The organism is Actinomycetospora aurantiaca (assembly GCF_037401875.1).
GTDB classification, from domain to species: Bacteria; Actinomycetota; Actinomycetes; order Mycobacteriales; family Pseudonocardiaceae; genus Actinomycetospora; species Actinomycetospora aurantiaca.
On the sequence record NZ_JBBEGN010000001.1, the window covers coordinates 651,685 to 668,376 of the forward strand.

Annotated in this window: 15 protein-coding genes; 3 read left to right on the top strand and 12 right to left on the bottom strand. The window is 72.6% G+C overall.

Translation table 11 applies throughout. From position 1 onward, the window contains the following. The first annotated feature begins 68 nt into the window (after nt 1-68). Nucleotides 69-1,019 (top strand): ATP-binding cassette domain-containing protein, encoded by a 951-nt coding sequence (locus WCD74_RS02955; RefSeq protein ID WP_337693318.1) that lies wholly within the window; start codon nt 69-71, stop codon nt 1,017-1,019. Continuing rightward, nucleotides 1,016-1,828, top strand: a complete 813-nt coding sequence (locus WCD74_RS02960; protein WP_337693319.1) for an ABC transporter permease — start codon at nt 1,016-1,018, stop codon at nt 1,826-1,828. Before WCD74_RS02955 ends, WCD74_RS02960 begins: the two co-directional genes overlap by 4 nt. Here the strand turns inward: WCD74_RS02960 and WCD74_RS02965 are convergent. Then, complete coding sequence (locus WCD74_RS02965; RefSeq protein ID WP_337693320.1) at nt 1,825-2,208, bottom strand: hypothetical protein; 384 nt, start codon at nt 2,206-2,208, stop codon at nt 1,825-1,827. The two genes, WCD74_RS02960 and WCD74_RS02965, sit on opposite strands and share 4 nt — an antisense overlap. An 89-nt stretch (nt 2,209-2,297) precedes the next feature. Between WCD74_RS02965 and WCD74_RS02970 the strand changes: the two genes are divergently transcribed. After that, nucleotides 2,298-2,669 (top strand): MmcQ/YjbR family DNA-binding protein, encoded by a 372-nt coding sequence (locus WCD74_RS02970; RefSeq protein ID WP_337693321.1) that lies wholly within the window; start codon nt 2,298-2,300, stop codon nt 2,667-2,669. Nucleotides 2,670-2,913: 244 nt separating this feature from the next. On the opposite strand, the gene WCD74_RS02975 is transcribed toward WCD74_RS02970, so the two are convergent. Genes WCD74_RS02975 through WCD74_RS03025 form a run of 11 tightly spaced genes read right to left on the bottom strand, consistent with a single transcriptional unit; the run spans nt 2,914 to nt 16,685 of the window. Beyond that, nucleotides 2,914-4,164 (bottom strand): alpha/beta fold hydrolase, encoded by a 1,251-nt coding sequence (locus tag WCD74_RS02975; protein WP_337693322.1) that lies wholly within the window; start codon nt 4,162-4,164, stop codon nt 2,914-2,916. Further along, nucleotides 4,161-4,403, bottom strand: coding sequence for a hypothetical protein (locus WCD74_RS02980; protein WP_337693323.1), 243 nt, complete (start codon nt 4,401-4,403; stop codon nt 4,161-4,163). The genes WCD74_RS02975 and WCD74_RS02980 overlap by 4 nt, the downstream gene beginning before the upstream one ends. After that, entirely contained in the window at nt 4,400-5,032 is a 633-nt protein-coding gene (locus tag WCD74_RS02985; RefSeq protein ID WP_337693324.1) for a VOC family protein, read from the bottom strand. Before WCD74_RS02985 ends, WCD74_RS02980 begins: the two co-directional genes overlap by 4 nt. Before the next feature lie 31 nt (nt 5,033-5,063). After that, nucleotides 5,064-5,801 carry a TetR/AcrR family transcriptional regulator gene (locus tag WCD74_RS02990; RefSeq protein WP_337693325.1) on the bottom strand — a complete coding sequence of 246 codons (738 nt, stop codon included), beginning with the start codon at nt 5,799-5,801 and terminating at the stop codon, nt 5,064-5,066. A 23-nt stretch (nt 5,802-5,824) separates the two neighbouring features. Next, nucleotides 5,825-7,006, bottom strand: coding sequence for a cytochrome P450 (locus tag WCD74_RS02995; RefSeq protein WP_337693326.1), 1,182 nt, complete (start codon nt 7,004-7,006; stop codon nt 5,825-5,827). Between the two features lie 46 nt (nt 7,007-7,052). Then, nucleotides 7,053-8,351 carry an MFS transporter gene (locus WCD74_RS03000; protein ID WP_337693327.1) on the bottom strand — a complete coding sequence of 433 codons (1,299 nt, stop codon included), beginning with the start codon at nt 8,349-8,351 and terminating at the stop codon, nt 7,053-7,055. Beyond that, a complete protein-coding gene (locus WCD74_RS03005; protein WP_337693328.1) occupies nt 8,348-9,100 on the bottom strand; it encodes a maleate cis-trans isomerase family protein in 753 nt (250 codons plus the stop codon). Before WCD74_RS03005 ends, WCD74_RS03000 begins: the two co-directional genes overlap by 4 nt. After that, on the bottom strand, nt 9,097-10,671 hold the full coding sequence (locus tag WCD74_RS03010; RefSeq protein WP_337693329.1) for a (2,3-dihydroxybenzoyl)adenylate synthase: 1,575 nt from the start codon (nt 10,669-10,671) through the stop codon (nt 9,097-9,099). The genes WCD74_RS03005 and WCD74_RS03010 overlap by 4 nt, the downstream gene beginning before the upstream one ends. Then, nucleotides 10,668-12,278 (bottom strand): FAD-dependent monooxygenase, encoded by a 1,611-nt coding sequence (locus tag WCD74_RS03015; RefSeq protein ID WP_337693330.1) that lies wholly within the window; start codon nt 12,276-12,278, stop codon nt 10,668-10,670. Before WCD74_RS03015 ends, WCD74_RS03010 begins: the two co-directional genes overlap by 4 nt. Then, nucleotides 12,275-14,581, bottom strand: a complete 2,307-nt coding sequence (locus WCD74_RS03020; RefSeq protein WP_337693331.1) for a hydantoinase B/oxoprolinase family protein — start codon at nt 14,579-14,581, stop codon at nt 12,275-12,277. Before WCD74_RS03020 ends, WCD74_RS03015 begins: the two co-directional genes overlap by 4 nt. 4 nt (nt 14,582-14,585) lie before the next feature. Then, a complete protein-coding gene (locus tag WCD74_RS03025; protein WP_337693332.1) occupies nt 14,586-16,685 on the bottom strand; it encodes a hydantoinase/oxoprolinase family protein in 2,100 nt (699 codons plus the stop codon). Nucleotides 16,686-16,692 lie beyond the last annotated feature (7 nt).

The window sequence follows — 16,692 nt, forward strand, 5'->3', positions numbered from 1 at the left end:
GGGAACTCCGGCGACGCTGTCGGACCCCGTCGCTACGCTCGCGCCGCATCGGACACCTGGGGGCTGGAATGGACGTGGCGATCGAGGTCGCCGGGCTGGTCAAGCGGTACGGCGACGTCACCGCGCTCGACGGGGTCGACCTGCAGGTCCCCCGCGGCACGGTGCTCGGTCTGCTCGGCCCCAACGGTGCCGGGAAGACCACCATCGTGCGGATCCTGACGACGCTGCTCCAACCCGACGCCGGGCGGGCGACGATCGACGGGATCGACGTCCTGGCCGACCCGCGCGAGGTGCGGCGCCGGCTGGGGCTCTCCGGGCAGTACGCCGCGGTGGACGAGTACCTCACCGGGTTCGAGAACCTGGACATGATCGGGCGGCTCTACCACCTGGGGCGGCGCCGTGCCCGCGAGCGGGCGCGGGAGCTGCTGGCGCAGTTCAGCCTCACCGACGCGGGCGACCGGCCGACCCGCACCTACTCCGGGGGCATGCGGCGCCGGCTCGACCTCGCGGGGGCGCTGGTGGCCGATCCCCCCGTGCTGTTCCTCGACGAACCCACCACGGGGCTCGACCCACGCAGCCGCACCGAGATGTGGGGCGTGATCCAGCAGCTGGTCGCGGCCGGCACCACGCTGCTGCTCACCACGCAGTACCTGGAGGAGGCCGACGTGCTCGCCGACGACATCGTCGTCATCGACCACGGCCGCGCGATCGCCCGCGGCACCGCCGACCAGCTCAAGGCGCAGATCGGCGGCGAGCGCCTGGAGCTGACGGTGAGCGACGCGGGCCGCCTCGACGAGGTCGCGCGACTGGTCACGCCGCTGGGCGTGGCCCCGGCGGTCACCGACGAGCACCGCCGGTCCCTGACGATGCCCGTGTCCGGCGGGGTGAAGGCGCTGCGGCAGGCGCTCGACCTGCTCGAGGCCGAGGGGCACGAGGTCGACGACGCCGGGGTGCGCCGCCCGACCCTCGACGACGTCTTCCTCACCCTCACCGGGTCCACCACCGAGGAGTCCTCGTGACCACGCTCGCCGTCGTCTCCGACGCCGCCGTCGTCGCCAAGCGGAACCTGATCAAGATCAAGCGGGTGCCCGACCTGCTGGTCTTCACCACGCTCTCGCCGATCATGTTCGTGCTGCTGTTCGCCTACGTGTTCGGCGGCGCGATCGACCCGACCGGCGGCGGCGCGGCCTACCGCGAGTTCCTCATCGCCGGGATCTTCGCCCAGACCGTGGTGTTCGGGGCGACCAACACCGGCGCGGGCCTGGCCGAGGACGTCAAGAAGGGGATCATCGACCGGTTCCGGTCACTCCCGATGGCGCCGTCGGCGGTGCTCACCGGGCGGACGCTCTCCGACGTCGTGAACAACGTGATCGTCCTGGTGGTCATGTCGGTGACCGGGCTGATCGTCGGGTGGCGGATCAATACCGGACCGCTCGAGGCGCTGTGGGGCTTCCTCCTGCTGCTGATCTTCGCCTACGCGATCTCGTGGATCATGGCGTGGCTCGGCCTGCTGATCCCGAGCCCCGAGGTGATCAACAACGCCTCGTTCATCGTGATCTTCCCGCTGACGTTCGTGGCGAACACGTTCGTCCCGCTCGACACGCTGCCCGGCCCGCTGCGGGTGTTCGCGGAGTGGAACCCGGTGTCGGCGGTGACGCAGGCGGCGCGGGAGCTGTTCGGCAACCCCGACCCGAACCCCGCGGCGGCGGTGTCCACGGCGTGGTCGCTGCAGCACCCGCAGCTGTACACGCTGATCTGGGCGGTGGTGGTGGTCGCCGTGTTCGCGCCGCTCGCAAGCTGGCAGTACCGCCGCGCGGCGAGCCGCTAGTTCTTCACGGCGGAGACGATGGCGGCGATGAGCAGTCCGACGAGGAGCAGCACCAGCGCGACCGGGCTGAGCACGCCCAGCAGGATCAGCCCGAGGACGATGCCGATCTTCGGTCCGGTGCCGAGTGCACCCCAGGCACCCTTCACCGCCCCGAGCACCGGGTTCTTGCCCGCCATCACCGCGTTGCCGGCGCCGAAGATCGCGCCGAGCTTCACGCCGCCGCCGGAGGCCAGGCCCTGCAGCTGGCCCTCGAGCTGCTCGGACACGTCGTCGACCTTGTCGGCGACCGCACCGGCGGCCCGGTCGATCAGGGCCACGGCGATGCGGACCCCGCAGGCCTTGAGGCGCTCGCCTGCGTTCAACTCGGTGACGGCGGTCATGGGTTGGACGCTATCCGTTGGGCAGCCGTGTGCCACTCCGCCGAGCGCAGGCAAGGATCTCGGCGGGTGGCTCAGAGGTGGTGATCGCCGTGGGTGATCGACCGGACGTCCCCGACGACGTCGTCGCGCGCATCGACACCGTGCTGCGGGCGTGGCAGGGCGTGCGGCAGGAGTCGGCGTGGGTCGGGATCCGGTGGAAGGTCCGGGACGCGACGGTCGCGCACGTGTTCGGCGGTGAGGACGGTCTGTTCCGCATCACCTTCCGCGGCGAGCCCGACGAGGTCGCCGCCTTCGGCCACATGGGCCCGCCGTACTTCACCGTGTCCTGGGGCTCGAACGTCATCGGCATGATCCTCGACGAGCACACCGACTGGACCGAGCTCGCCGAGGCGCTGCAGGACTCCTACCGCATCCAGGCGCCGGCGTCCTGGACGTCGTCCGACCTGCCGGCGGACGGCTGAGCGAGGCTCGTTGCTCATGCGCCTCGGCGACGAGTGCTACGTCAGGCACCCCCGGGGCCGCCGGAACCTGCCCTGTGTCGCACTCGCGATGGCGCAGCAGCTCGGGCACGCGACGAGTGCTACGTCAGGCATCCACGGGGTCGCCGGAACCTGCCCTGTGTCGCACTCGCGACGGCGCAGCAGCCTTCGGCGCCGACCGGGGTCGCGCAACCGTGTCGATCGGACACGGTTGCGCGACCGCGCTTCAGGCCGGCGGGGCGAGGTCGTGCCGCGCGCCCAGCCACTCCGCGATCCGACCGGCCGCGAGCTGGTTCCCGGTCGGCTCGCCGTCCGCGATCGCGCCACCGAAGTGCGTGCCGCGGACGCTCTCGTGTGTCAGGTCGACGGCCCCAAGCGCCGACACCATCCGACGGGAGTCCGACGGGAACGCCGCCTGGTCGCCGGTGAGCTCCAGGAACAGCGTCGGCACGGTGACCCCCGGCGCGCAGCGCACGAAGTCGGCGTTCGAGCTCAGACCCGACCACGTGGAGAGCCACGCCTCCGGCGTCGTCAGCCGGCCGAACCCGACCTGGCCGTAGTTGATCAGGTCCGGACGCGCCCCGAACAGCGACCCGTACGGGCGCTCGCTCGGGTCGAGGGACAGGTCGACGGTGCGCGGGTCGGCGTCGGTGCGGAACACCGTGAGGATCGTCGGGGCCAGCGCCCGGCGGCGGTCGGCGGGTGCACCCGTGCGCTTGTGCACAGCCCGCGCCTCGGCCGCCCGTGCCAGGTGCTCACGTGCCCGGGCGTCGATCCGCGCCACCCGCGCACGCTGCGCCGCGCGGTAGTCCTCGAGGAATGCCGGCGAGTAGGACGAGCTCGTGGGCGGCTCCGCGAAGCCGTTGCGTGGGTCGAACGCGTCCAGCTCCGGCACCGCCGCGAGCGGGTCGGCCTCGTCGGCCACCGACGGGTCGATGCACCGCAGCAGCAGCTGACCCTGACCCGGGTGCGGGGCGAGGAACACGGCGCCGTCCGTCAGCGGCATCTCGGCCTCGGCGAGCTTCGTCGGGCGCCCGCCCGGCGTCGTCGCGATCCGCTCCGCGCCGGACAGCCCGGCCTGCTCGAGGTAGAACGCGAACAGCGTGCCGCCACCCGAGTGCCCGAGCGGGACGATCGCGTCGAAATGCGGGCGCAGGAACGCCATGCCCGCGGCGACGTCGAGCAGTGCCTGCTCGTGCACGAGGGTCAGGTCGTTGTTCACCGACCGCGTGTGCTGGGTCCACACCGCCGCGCCGGCCTGCAGCAGCGCGGGGACCAGCGGGTGGTGCGTGACGTCCTGGCGTGGGTGCATCAGGCACACGACCGTCCGCGCGCCCGGCACCGAGGCCAGGACCCCGCGCACGGTCGCGCCGTCCGCCGTCGTCAGCTCGTGGACGCTCGTCGTCGTCGAGGCCGGGCGCTCGTCCGCCTCGATGTAGCGCCCCGCACCCAGCCGCTGCGAGACCGGCGCACTCATGCCGGGTCGACCTGCAGCGCGTTCTTGTCGTGCTGCACGATCTCGCCGCCCGCGACCCCGGCCACGCAGCTGTACCAGACCGCGTGCCGGCAGCCGGTCGCGCGGCGGTCGATGACGATCGACCCGTCCGCCGTGATCTCGAAGTAGGGGCCGACCTTCCCGACCGACGCCCCCGACTCCGCGGCCACCTTCGCCACCGACGTGTTCTCCGGGACGTCGAGGACGTAGAGCGCGGTCATACCTGCGCGCCTTCCCGAGATGCCTCCCAGTCGGCCGCCCGCTCGACGATCAGCTCCGCCTTGCGCGCGAGCAGCTTGCCGAACGACGGCTCCGGGGCGGAGACGACGTCGAGCAGCGCGTCGATCGTCAGGTTGGCGTCAAGGTCCTCCTGCGGCGTCACGGGACGCATCGCGCGGGTGAACTCGACCATGTAGCCGTTCGGGTCGTGCGTGTAGATCGACTCGATCGTCTCGTGCTGGATCTGCATCTCGACCGGCCACGCGGAGTCGTCGAGACGCCGGCGGTACTCCAGCAGGTCGTCCTGGTCGTCGACGTGGATCGCCAGGTGCCGCGAGCGCACGAAGAACTCCGGCACCTCCGGCCCGAACCCGGCGTAGACGTCGCCGCGCTCCTGGGCGTGCACCGGCTCGAGACCGAAGTAGTAGAAGAACGCGATCCGGTCGTCGTTGCCGATGTCGAAGAAGAAGTGGATGAAGTCCGGGTGGTCCTCCGGACCCCAACCCGCCGCGCAGATCGAGTGCACGACCGGGAACCCGAGGACGTCGCGGTAGAAGCGCACCGTGGCGGCCGGGTCGAAGGTCGGGAACGCCGTGTGGTCCACACCGCGGACCTTGTGCTCCAGTGCCATGGCACCAGCGTAGAACTCGTCTACGTCTCCGTCAATCTTTCGACGCTCGCGTCTGGATGACGCTCTCGAGGTAGTCGAGGTCCTGCCGGAGCAGGCTCAGCGCGGCCGCCGGGTCGTCCGGCCGCGGGCTGTCGGGAAGCCGGTCCGGGGCCTGCGCGACCGTCGCGACCGCCATCTCGGCCATCTGCTCGCCGATCTCCTCCGGCGTCTGCGCGCCGCCCGGCCGGAACCAGAACGCCACCCAGTTGCACATCCCGATCAGCCCGAGCGCCGTCGACCGCACGGGCCGCGGCTTGAACTGACCGCTCCGCACGCCCTCGTCGACGATCCGGACGAAGCCGTCGAGGACCCTCCGCTTGGCCGCCGCGTGCGCCGCGGCGAGGTCGTCGGGCAGCTCGGACTCCGAGCGGATCACGAGCTGGAACCGCGGCCCGTGCCGGGCCTGCTGCGCCGCGGTGACCCGCACGAGCTCGCGCAGCTTCGTCTCCGGGTCCGCGTCACCGCCTGCGATCTCCTCCGCGGTGTCGGCCGGCCCCTCGGTGATCTCGGTGACGAGCCGCGCGAGCAGCTGGTCCTTGTTCTTGACGTAGTAGTAGAGCGACGGCCGCGTCATGCCCATCGCGTCCGCGATGTCCTGCAGGCTCGTGCCCGCGAAGCCCCGCTCGGCGAACAGGCGGGTGGCCTGCTCGTAAATCTGGGCCTCGACCAGTTCCCGACGAGGCCGCCGCGCGGGGACCTCGTCGGGAGGGTCGTGTTCCGCCGCGCTCATGGACGGCGACGATACGGGCACGGCTACCAGACGACGTCGACGCGCTGCGGGCCGCAGAACATCGGGCTCTCGACGTCGCGCCACTCCGCCCCGTCGACGAGCCGCAGCCCGGGCAGGCGGTCGAGCAGGGCCCGGAGCACCGTCGAGATCTCGATGCGGGAGAGCTCCGCGCCCAGGCAGAGGTGCACGCCGTGGCCGAAGGAGAAGTGCTTCCGGGCGGTCGGGCGGCCCAGGACGAAGTCGTCGGCGTCCTCGCCGAACACCTGCTCGTCCATGTTCGCCGACTCCAGCCCGACGACCACCCGCTCCCCCGGCGTCATCGACGTCCCGCCCAGCTCGACCGGCGCCGCCACCGTCCGCAGCACCCACCGGATCGCCGAGCCGTGCCGCAGGCCCTCCTCGCGGGCGTTGTCCAGCAACGACGGGTCCGCGAGCAGCGCCTCCCAGCGGCTGCGGTCGGCCAGGAGGTGCCAGACCGTCGAGCCGATCGTGTAGGCGGTGCTCTCCAGGCCGGCGACGAACAGCTGCCAGGCGTGGAAGGCCACCTCCCGGTCGCTGAGCGCACGGCCGTCGACGGTGCCGCGCACGAGCCGGGTGATCATGTCGTCCGGCTGGTCCGTCGAGCCGCGCCGAGCCACCGAGGCGGCGACGAAGTACTCCTCCAGCCGCTGCCACGCCTCGGTCCCGACGAACGGCGCCGGCAGGATCGCCGTGATCTCCAGCGACAGCCGCGCCAGCTCGTCGGCGTCCTCCGCGGGCACGCCGACCAGGCGGGCGATCACCCGGGCGGTCAGCGGCATCGCGACGTCGCCGACGACGTCCGCCGGCCCGCCGTCGGGCAGCGCGTCGATCAGCTCGTCGGCGTACTCCCGCACCCACGGCGTGGCGTTCGTGATCGCCGCGCGGGCGAATCCGGGCCGCAGCAGGGCGCGCAGGGCGGTGTGCTCCGGCGCGTCGCTCTGGGTGATCAGCGCGGGCGGGGCCTCGCCGTCGCCCTCGTCGCCGAGGACGAAGTTGCCGGCGTTGCTCATCGCCGTGCCGTCCAGCAGCGCCCGGCGCGCGGCCTCGTGGCCGGCGACGAACTGCAGGCCGGGCGCGACCGCCGAGACCGGACAGCGCCCGCGGACCTCCCGCAGGGACGCCCGGATGTCGGTGACGGAACCGCCGGCGAGCGGGTTGAAGTCGGTCTGGTCGTCCACGGTCATCGGGGCACGCTCCTGGTGGTGGGGTCGAGCGGTGGCGGGAGAGCTCCTACTGCGCCTGGAGGTCGTGACGACGGGGCCCCGCGCCCGCCGTCTCCGGGCGCGTCGCGCCCGCGCGGGGGATCGAGGCGACGAGCACCGCGCCGAGCAGGGCAGGCGCGGCGAACGCCAGGAACAGGACGGGCAGCGGCAGCTGCGTCGTCAGCAGGAACGCGCCGTAGAGCGGCCCGACGATCCCGCCGATGCGGCCGACCGAGAGCGCCACGCCGATCGCGGTCGCCCGCACGTCGACGGGGTAGCGGCTCGCGATGAACACGTTGATCAGGATCTGGGTCCCGACGGTGCCGATGCCGGCCAGCACGACCGCCACGTAGAGCAGCACGGACGGCAGCGGCTGGCTCAGCACCGAGATGCCGACGACGGCCAGCAGGAACGACCCCGCCGTCACGACCCGCGACCCGAACCGGTCCGCCAGGCCGCCCAGGAGGAGCGGACCGACGGCCGTCCCGAGGTTCAGCACGATGAGGAACGTCAGCGCGGAGCCGAGCTCGTAGCCGGCCGAGCGCATCAGCTGCGGCAGCCACGTGTAGAGGCCGAACAGCACGAGCAGCGAGGCGAACGTCGTCAGGCAGAACATCACCGTCGTGGTGCGGTACGAGCGCGAGAACAGCACGCCCACCCCGGAGCGGGCCGCCGCCGGCTCCTCGGCGGCCACCTCTGACACGCCCAGCCGCGCGGCCCAGCGCGTGGCCTCGCCGTCCCGACCCCGACTCCGCAGGTACACCAGCGACTCCGGCAGGAACCGCAGCGCCAGCGGCAGCACGACCAGCGCCGCCCCGCCGCCCACCAGGTACACGACCCGGAAGCCGAGGTCCGGCCCGAACACCGCCGCCACGACCGCCGCCAGCGCCCCGCCCACGCCGACCCCGGCGAACGCGAGCGCCGTGTTCACGTGGTGGCGGCCCGGCGCGGAGTACTCGTAGACCAGCGCCGCGATCGACGGCAGGACCCCGCCGACCCCGAGCCCGACCAACAGCCGGCCGATCCCGAACAGGACCACCCCGGGCGCGAGCCCGCAGAGCAGCATCGCAACCGAGAACACCGCGGTCGAGACCAGGACGAGGCGACGGCGGCCGAGACGGTCGGTCAGCAGCCCGACGACGACCGCGCCGACCAGCATCCCGACCGGCGTCAGGCTTCCGAGCAGCCCCGCCTGCGCCGTCGTGACCTCCCAGCCGGGGTGCGCGAGCAGGAACGGAAGCGCCGCGCCGTACGCGACGACGTCGTAGCCCTCCAGCGTCATGCACGCGAGGCAGAGCGCGAGGACGCTCGCGGGGGTGCGGGTCACGCCGACACCCCGACGCGGCCCGACAGGAGCGCCCCGGCGTCCGGGAGCTCCGGGGCGAGGCCCAGCGAGCGGAGCAGGCAGAACGCGCCCGCCGTCGCCGCCGACAGCACCGGCAGACCGAGCTCCTTCTCGACGACGGGCACGAGCGGCAGCGACGGCATCTGCACGCAGCACGAGATGACCAGGGCGTCGGCGCGCGACAGGTCGAGCCCGCGGGCGGCCTCGGCGACCCGGTCGCCCGGGATGCATCCGACCTCGGCGTTGTCGCCGACCTCGAGCGCCGCCCAGTCGACGATCTCGATCCCCTCGGCCTCCAGGTACGCGACGACCTGCTCGGCCAGCGGGCGCATGTACGGCATCACGAGCGCGACCCGTCCCCACGACGCCGCGGCCAGCGCGTCGACCAAGGCGCCCGCGCTGGAGACCAGGCCCGCGTCGAGGCCACGGGCGCCCAGCTGCTCGGCGACCGCCGTCTCCACCCGTCGGTGCTCCCCCGCGCCCTGCGCCATGACGGCGACCAGGCATGCGTAGAGCAGGGCGTCGACGCCGGCGTCGGCCAGCTCGTCGACGCACCGCTCGCGCTGCGCGTTCATGGCGACGAGCTCCTCGGGCGTCACCTTCGCCATGCGCATGCGACTGCCGTGGAACGAGAAGGTCTCGCTCGGGTGGCGCGCGAGCAGGGCCGGGATCTCGGTCTCCACGGTGACGTTCGAGCTCGGGACGATCATCCCGATGCGGTGGTGGCTCACAGCTGGTTCTCCAGGCGTGCGGTGATGTCGGCCGTCATGGCCTTCTTGTCGAGCTTCCCGACCTTCGTGCGCGGCAGCGCCTCCAACCGCTCCACGCGCTCGGGCCACTTGAACTTCGCGACGTCGAGGCGGGTCAGGTGGGCGCGGAGGTCGTCGAGGGTGACGTCGGTGCCGTCGGTCGCGAGGTAGGCGCAGCCGCGCTCGCCGAGCCGCGGGTCGGGCATCGCCACGAGGGCCGCCTCCACCACGTGCGGGTGCGAGAGGAGCAGCAGCTCGACCTCCTCGGCGTTGATCTTCTCGCCGCCGCGGTTGATGAGGTCCTTGATGCGGCCCTCGATCGACACCGCGCGGTAGCCGTCCAGGAGACGGACCGCTGCGAGGTCGCCGGTGCGGTAGAAGCCGTCGGACGTGAACGCCTCGGGCCGGTCGATCCCGTAGTAGCCGCGCAGCGTGTAGGGGCCGCGGCAGCACAGCTCGCCGACCTCGCCGTCGGGGACCTCGTTCTCCGTCCCCGGCTCCAACAGACGCACCTCGTCGGCCGCCGAGATCGGCACGCCGACGGTGGTGCGCCGCAGCTCCGGCGAGCCGTCCCACGGGGTCACCAGGAACATGCCCTCGGCCATGCCGAACAGCTGCCCGACCCACGCACCGCCGCGACCCGTCGTCGTGAAGAGGTCCTCGGAGACCTTGGCGCCGGAGAGCAGGACGACGCGCAACGTCTCGGCCAGCTCGTCGTAGAGCGGGTGCTCCGGCGCGCGGTAGTGGACGTGGCCGAAGAGCACCGAGGTGGTGCGCTCGGCGACGAGGAGGGGCATGGCGGTGTCGAGGTCGTGGTCGGTGAGCACGAGGCAGGCACCGCGGGTGTGCGGGCCGTGCACGCCGCACACCACGCCGGCGTTGTGGATGACCGGGATGAGGTGGCCGACGCGGTCCTCGGCGGTCCAGCGCAGGGCATCGGCGTAGGCGCGGGCGTTGTACCAGTACTCGGCGTGCTGGCGCGGGATCAGCTTCGGGACCCCGGTCGTGCCGCCGGAGAGCTGGAACACCGCGATGTCGTCGGGGTCGATGCCGCGCTGGATCTCCTCGACGCGCTTGCGGGCCTCGTCCGGGTCGACCTCCGCCACGGGGAGGTCGCCGAGGACGAGGACGTGGCGCATCGTCGGGTGGTCGTGGGCCTGCTCGTGGGCGAACGCGACGAGGTCGATGCCCTTGGTCCCGGCCTCCACCAGGTGCGCCCGGGCCCCGACCGCCCGGCTGATGTGCGCGATCTCGTGCCCGCGGTGGGCGGCGAGGGTCGCGACCGGCACCAGCCCGGCCTTGAGCAGCGCGTACCAGGCGACGATCGTCTCGAGACGGTTGGTCACCTGGACGATGACCGGGTCGCCGGGATGCAGGCCGAGCTCGGCCAGCCCGACGGCGATCCGGTCCGTCTCGGCGTCCAGCTCCGCGTAGGTGCGCCGGCCCTGGGCCGCGACGACGGCGTCGCGGTCGGGGTGGGCGAGCGCGACCGCGTGGAACTCGTCGGCGATCGTGCTCGTGCCCCAGTAGTCGCCGTACTCGTCCCGGGTCATCGCAGGGCCACCAGGTGCGCGCGGTCGGCGACGAGCCCGTCGGCGAAGTCGTGGCGCAGGGCCTCCGGGCCGGCGACGACGACCAGCGCCGGCGTCTGCCGACGGAGCCGCTCGGCGACCTCGAGCCGGGTCAGGACGCTCGCCCGGTCGTCGGCGCCCGTCAGCCACACCGTGTCCATCACCTGCGCACCCCGCCGCACCGCGTCCTCCACGACCTGCTCGGAGCCGGACGGGCGGTCGTCGGTGCCGAGGTCGAGCACGGTCGCGCCCAGGGCCTGCGGGTCGTCGGCGACGACCCGGGAGTCGAAGCCCCGCGGGCCCTCCGGCTCCCCCTCGACCTCGGGTTCCTGGCCGGGCGTCGACGGCCGCAGCGAGCGGCTCAGCGCCCACTCCGCCAGCGAGTCGACGTTGTGGGGATTGTGACGTTGAGCGTCAGCATGGCCGCACTGCTGACGCCCGGAGGGCGGCTCCTCCCCCGCCCACTGCTGCAGCGCCATGTGCACGAGCTCGGGCGACCCCGCGGCGAACCGGTCGAGCGGGACGTTGCCCGCCCGGCTCATGTACGCCACGAGGAGCTGCTCGACCGGCAGATCCAGGCGCTCCGGGAACGTCTCCCACCAGCGGCGGGAGCGCTCGGCGATGTCCTGGATCCGCGCGACGGCGGGGCGGCGCTCGTCCTCGTACGCACCCAACGCCGACTCGAGGTCGTCCGAGGACTGCAGCGAGCCGACCAGCGCGATCGCGTCCTCCATCGCCAGCTTCGTGCCGGACCCGACCGAGTAGTGCGCGGTGTGTGCAGCGTCCCCGAGCAGCACCACGTTCCCGGCGTGCCACCGGTCGCAGCGCACCGTCCGGAACTGCATCCAGCGGGTGCGGTTGCCGATCAGCCGGTGCCCGTCGAGGTGGTCGGCGAACACGTCGGAGAGGTACTCGAGCGCCACGGTGTCGGACTCGTCCGCCGGCACCGCGTGGTCGAAGCCGGCCGCCCGGTACGTCGCCTCGTCGGTCTCGACCAGGAATGTGCTGCGGTCGGCCGCGTAGGGGTAGGCGTGCGTGACGAACACGCCGTGCTCGGTCCGCTCGGGCGCGAACAGCGCGTGCGGCAACGCGACGTCCGTGCCGGCCCAGAGGTACCAGCCGGTGCCGGTCTCGACCTCGGCGCCGAAGTCGCCGGCCGAGCGCGTCGCGCTCCCGACCCCGTCCGCCGCGATCACCAGGTCGGCGTCCAGCTCGTCGGCCGACCGCCGTGCTCCGAACTCGAGCTTCACGCCCGCGTCCTCGGCGTGGCGCTGCAGCACCCGCAGCAGCTCCGCCCGCCCGACCGCCACCAGGCTCGACACGCTCATCCCCGCCGCCCGGCCGCCGACGACCATCCGCATGTCGTGCGACCAGGAGGCGGCGAGGATGTCGTCGAGCGAGGCCGGGTCGGCCTCGGCCAGCCGGCGCTGCGTGCGCGCGGCCAGTCCGACGCCGAACCCGAACGTCTCGTCCGGAACGCCCTGCTCGTGGACCACGACCTCGCAGTCGGGCCGGGCGAGCTTGTACAGCCGCGCGGCGTAGAGACCTCCCGGTCCCCCGCCGAGCACGGCGACCCGGTCCAGCCTCATGAGCGGGCGTCCGCGAGCACGCGGCTCGTGCGGGTCACGTCGTCGACGTGGTCGACCGGCACGACCGCCGTCGAGACCGCCGTGAAGCACCCCGGGCAGCAGTACTGCCGGAAGTGCACCGCGCCGTCGACGTACTCCCCCGCGTTGTCCACGACCTGCGGGCCCGCGTCGGACACCGGCCCCTCGTAGCGGACCAGGTCCAGCTCGCCGACCGCGCCCGACCCGAGCACCGTCGCGCAGTGCCGGCAGGCGACCTGCTCGCCCACGGCCACGAGGTTGTCGTCGAGACGGCGGGCGTCGGTCAGGTCGACCGTGTCGCGCGTGCCCTCGGCCGAGCCGCGGGCGCGTCGAGCATCGCGGAGTTCCTGACGGCGGGAGTTGGTCGCCTGGGCGTCGACCGTCCCGGCGTCGTCCACGACCACGCCGTACGCCGTGAGCGCGGTGGCGGCGGTGACCTTCTCCTCCCGCACGTCGCGGGCGACGTCCTCCGGCTCGCGGACCAGCGGGTCGCCGTAGCCCCCGCCGCCCTGCCAGAACATCGTGAACACCTCGCCGGGCGCCACGTAGGTCTCGCCGTAGCAGGGCTGGAGCTCCGCGGTGCCGCCGACGTCGGCGAGGTCGGTCGGGAGACGACCGGCCCCGAGCTGCTCCGTCACCTCGCTGCCGCGGGCGATGTACTCGACCCCGGTGTTGCCGGGGTAGCCGCCGGCCAGGCCATTGTTCTGGCTGACCGCCTTGCCGTTGGAGGCGAGGACCAGGCCGATCGGGAAGCTCGTGCCGTGCGGGGTGATCGCGAGCGACGCCCCGACCCCGCCGCGCTGGCGACCCGGTCCGCCGGAGTCCGGCTCCTCGCGCCGCCACAGGGCGAGCACCGGGTACAGGAACTCGGTCATCTCGACGTCGGGCACGCGGCCGAGCGGGATGCAGAACAGCCCGCCGGTGTCCATGCCGTCGGCCTGCGGCTGGGCGCCGTAGCCGCCCGCCATCGGGTCCATCATGATCGACAGGAACGGCGTCGGGACCGCTCCGCGCTGGTCGAGGCCCGCGATCACGGCGGTGTCCCAGGTGCCGCAGCAGCTGGACTGGACGTGGGCGGCGAGGTCCGACGCCTGGTCGAGCATCTGGGATAGGCACTCGGCGACGAGGTTGCCGGTCAGCCACGCGGGGCCGATCGGCCCGCGACCCACCGCGGCCGGGAAGCTCGCGTTGTTGATCGTGCCTTCCTCGCTGACCAGGTCGAAGCAGCGCATCAGCCCGCCGGCCGACCACGGGATGTCGCCCGCGAGGATCGGCAGCAGGGCGAGCATGACGCCGCCGCGCATGCCGGCGTAGGTGCAGTTGACGACGCCGGACTGCGGGTCGGTGCCGGTGAAGTCGAAGGTGATGTGGTCGTCGGCCTTCGTCATCTCCACGGTGATCTTGTGGAGTCCGCGGTCGCCCTCGTGGGACTGGTCCTGGTACCCGGTCGCGTGCCACCTGCCGTCGGGAAGGGCCTTGAGCTTGCCCCGCAGCCGCGACTCGGCGTCGGACATCATCCGCTTCATGACGGCCTTGACCGTGTCGGCGCCGTACTGCTCGATGACGGCGAGGAGGCGGTCGCGGCCGACGGTGTTGGCGCCGACCTTCGCGCGCAGGTCCAGCCCGATCATCATCGGGACGCGGGAGCGGCGGACCCAGACGTCGGCGACGTCGTCCTGCAGCAGCCCGTCGCGCACGACCTTGATCGGCGGGGTGGGCAGCGACTCGGAGAAGACGTCCTGCGCGCCCGGGGAGAAGGAGCCGAGGCCGACGCCGCCGAGATCGGGCTGGTGGGCGATCGCGGAGGTCCAGCCGAAGAGCTTCCCCTCCCAGAACACCGGCTGGTAGACCATCGCGTCGTTCTGGTGCAGCCCGCCGCCGACCCACGGGTCGTTGGTGAGGAACATGTCGCCCTCGGCGATGCCGGGGTTGGTCGCGCGGTGCTGCAGGGTCCAGTAGATGGCGAGGTCGACGGCGCCGACGAGCATCGTGTTGTAGAGCCCGACCTGCACCTCCTGGCCGAGCTCGTCGGAGACCGCGAAGTCGAAGTCGTTCGCGTCGGTGACGATCGGCGAGCCGGACATGCGCTTGAGCGCCTCGCCCATCTCGTCGGTGACCGACCAGAGGCGGTGCCGGATGACCTCGTAGGTCAGCGGGTCGACAGCGTCGATCTGCTCCTGGGTGACGGTGTGGACCGGCAGGCTCGCGGGGAGCTGCGCGGCGAGCGTGTCGGGGTCGATCGGGCGGCTCGAGAACCTCTCGGAGCCGGGGACGGCCATGGCCATGAGGTCAGGCTCCGTTCTTGACGATGTGGAGGTTGCCGAGCTCGTCGACGGTGCCGGTGCGGCCCTCGGGGACGACCACGGTCGTCGTCGGGACCTCGATGACGGCGGGTCCGGTGATGACGTGACCGGCGCGCAGGGCGGTGTAGTCGTAGATCGGGGTGTCGACGAAGTCCTGGCCGATCTCGAGGTAGACGGGCCTGTTTCCCGACGACGGGGCGGGTCCGTCGGCCTGGTCGAGCGGCGGGAGCTCCGGGCTGAACGGCAGGACGCCGCGGCCGCGGACGCGGTAGGTGATGGCCTGGATGCCGGCGGCGGAGAAGCCGGAGCCCTGGCCGTAGAGGTCGGCGTACTTCTGCTCGAACCTGGCCGCGGCCTCGTTCATCGCGTTCTCGTCGAGCGGGCCGTCGCTGACCCCGACCGTGACCTCGGCGAGCTGCATGGCGTAGCGCATGTCGACCTCGCGGACGATCTCCACGTGGTCGAACTTCAGGCCCTGCCGGTCGAGGCCCTGGCGGACCTGGTCCTCGAGCTGGGCGAAGTTCTTCTCCGCGCGGACCGGGTCGACGGGGAGCTGGGCGGGGTCGGAGAGCTCCTGGGCCAGGGCGATGTCGGACGCGGCCAGGCCGTAGGCGGAGAACGCCGAGGCGACCGGGCCGAGCGGGACGACGACCTCGTCGACACCCAGGTGCGTCGCGTACTTCGCGCAGAACGCCGGGCCGGAGCCGCCGAAGGCGTAGAGGACGAAGTCGCGCGGGTCGTGGCCGGCCTCGACGACGCTCTTGCGCAGCAGGTCGCCCGTCTGGGCGTTCTGCACGGCGTGGATGGCGGCGGCGGCGTCCTCGATGCTGAGTCCGAGCGGGTCGGCGACCTTCGTCTTGATCGCCTCCCGCGCGCGCTCGACGTTCAGCGCCTTGCGACCCCCGAGCAGACCCGTCGTCGGGAGGATGCCCAGGACGAGGTTGGCGTCGGTGTTCGTGGGCTCGGTGCCGCCCTGGTCGTAGCAGGCGGGGCCGGGGACGGCCTGGGCCGAGTGCGGGCCGATGCGCAGGTTGCCGCCGGCGTCGACCCACGCGATCGCGCCGCCGCCGGAGCCGATGGCGTGCACCTTCAGCGTCGGGACGTTGATCGGGTGGTGGTTGATGACGGTGGTGGTGTCGCGCTCGGGCTCGCCGTCGACGATCAGCCCGACGAGGAACGTCGTGCCGCCGACGTCGGTGGAGATGATGTTGCGGTGGCCGAGCTTCTGGCCGAGCTGGGTCGAGCCGATGACGCCGCCGGTGAGCACGGAGCCGACGGTGGAGATGGCCTGCTGCGGGGCCTCGGAGGCCGCGACCGCGCCGCCGTTGGACTGCATGACGAGCAGCGGGCCGCCGAGGCCCTTCTGCTTCAGCGCCGACTCGAGGTTCGTCAGGTAGTCACGCAGACCGGGCCCGACCTGCGTCGACATGATCGTCGTGGAGTTGCGGGCGAACTCGCGGATGCGGGGGCTGACCTCGCTGGAGAGCGCGACGTAGATGTCGGCGTCGATCTCGGCGACGATCTCGCGGATGCGACGCTCGTGGGCGGGGTTGCGGAAGGCCCAGAGCAGGGAGACCGCGATGGCGCGGATGCCGTCGGCCCGCAGCTTCTCGACCTGGGCGCGGACCTCGTCCTCGTCGAGCGCGACGATGACGTTGCCGTCGCGGTCCATCCGCTCGGTGACCTCGAGGGCGTGCCGCTTGGGCAGCAGGTAGTGGTCCTTGTCCTGGGCGAGCACGTGCTGCAGCTCGTGCGGGGAACGGCCCAGGTAGCGGCCCTCGACGTTCATGATGAAGATCGAGTCGCGGTGGCCCTTGGTGGTGAGGAACCCGACCTCGGGGACCTTGCGCTGCACCAGGGCGTTCAGGCTCGACGTGGTGCCGTGGGCGATGTGGTGGGTCTCGGCCAGCATCTCCTCCACCGACCGCCCCAGCTGCTCGGCCAGCAGCTCCAGCACGTCGAGGACGCCCTGGGAGTAGTCCGGAGGGGTCGACGGGGCCTTCGCGGCGATGACGGACCCGGAGTCGTCATCGAGCACCGCGTCGGTGAAGGTCCCGCCCACGTCCACGCCGATCACGTAGGCCATGCGCCTG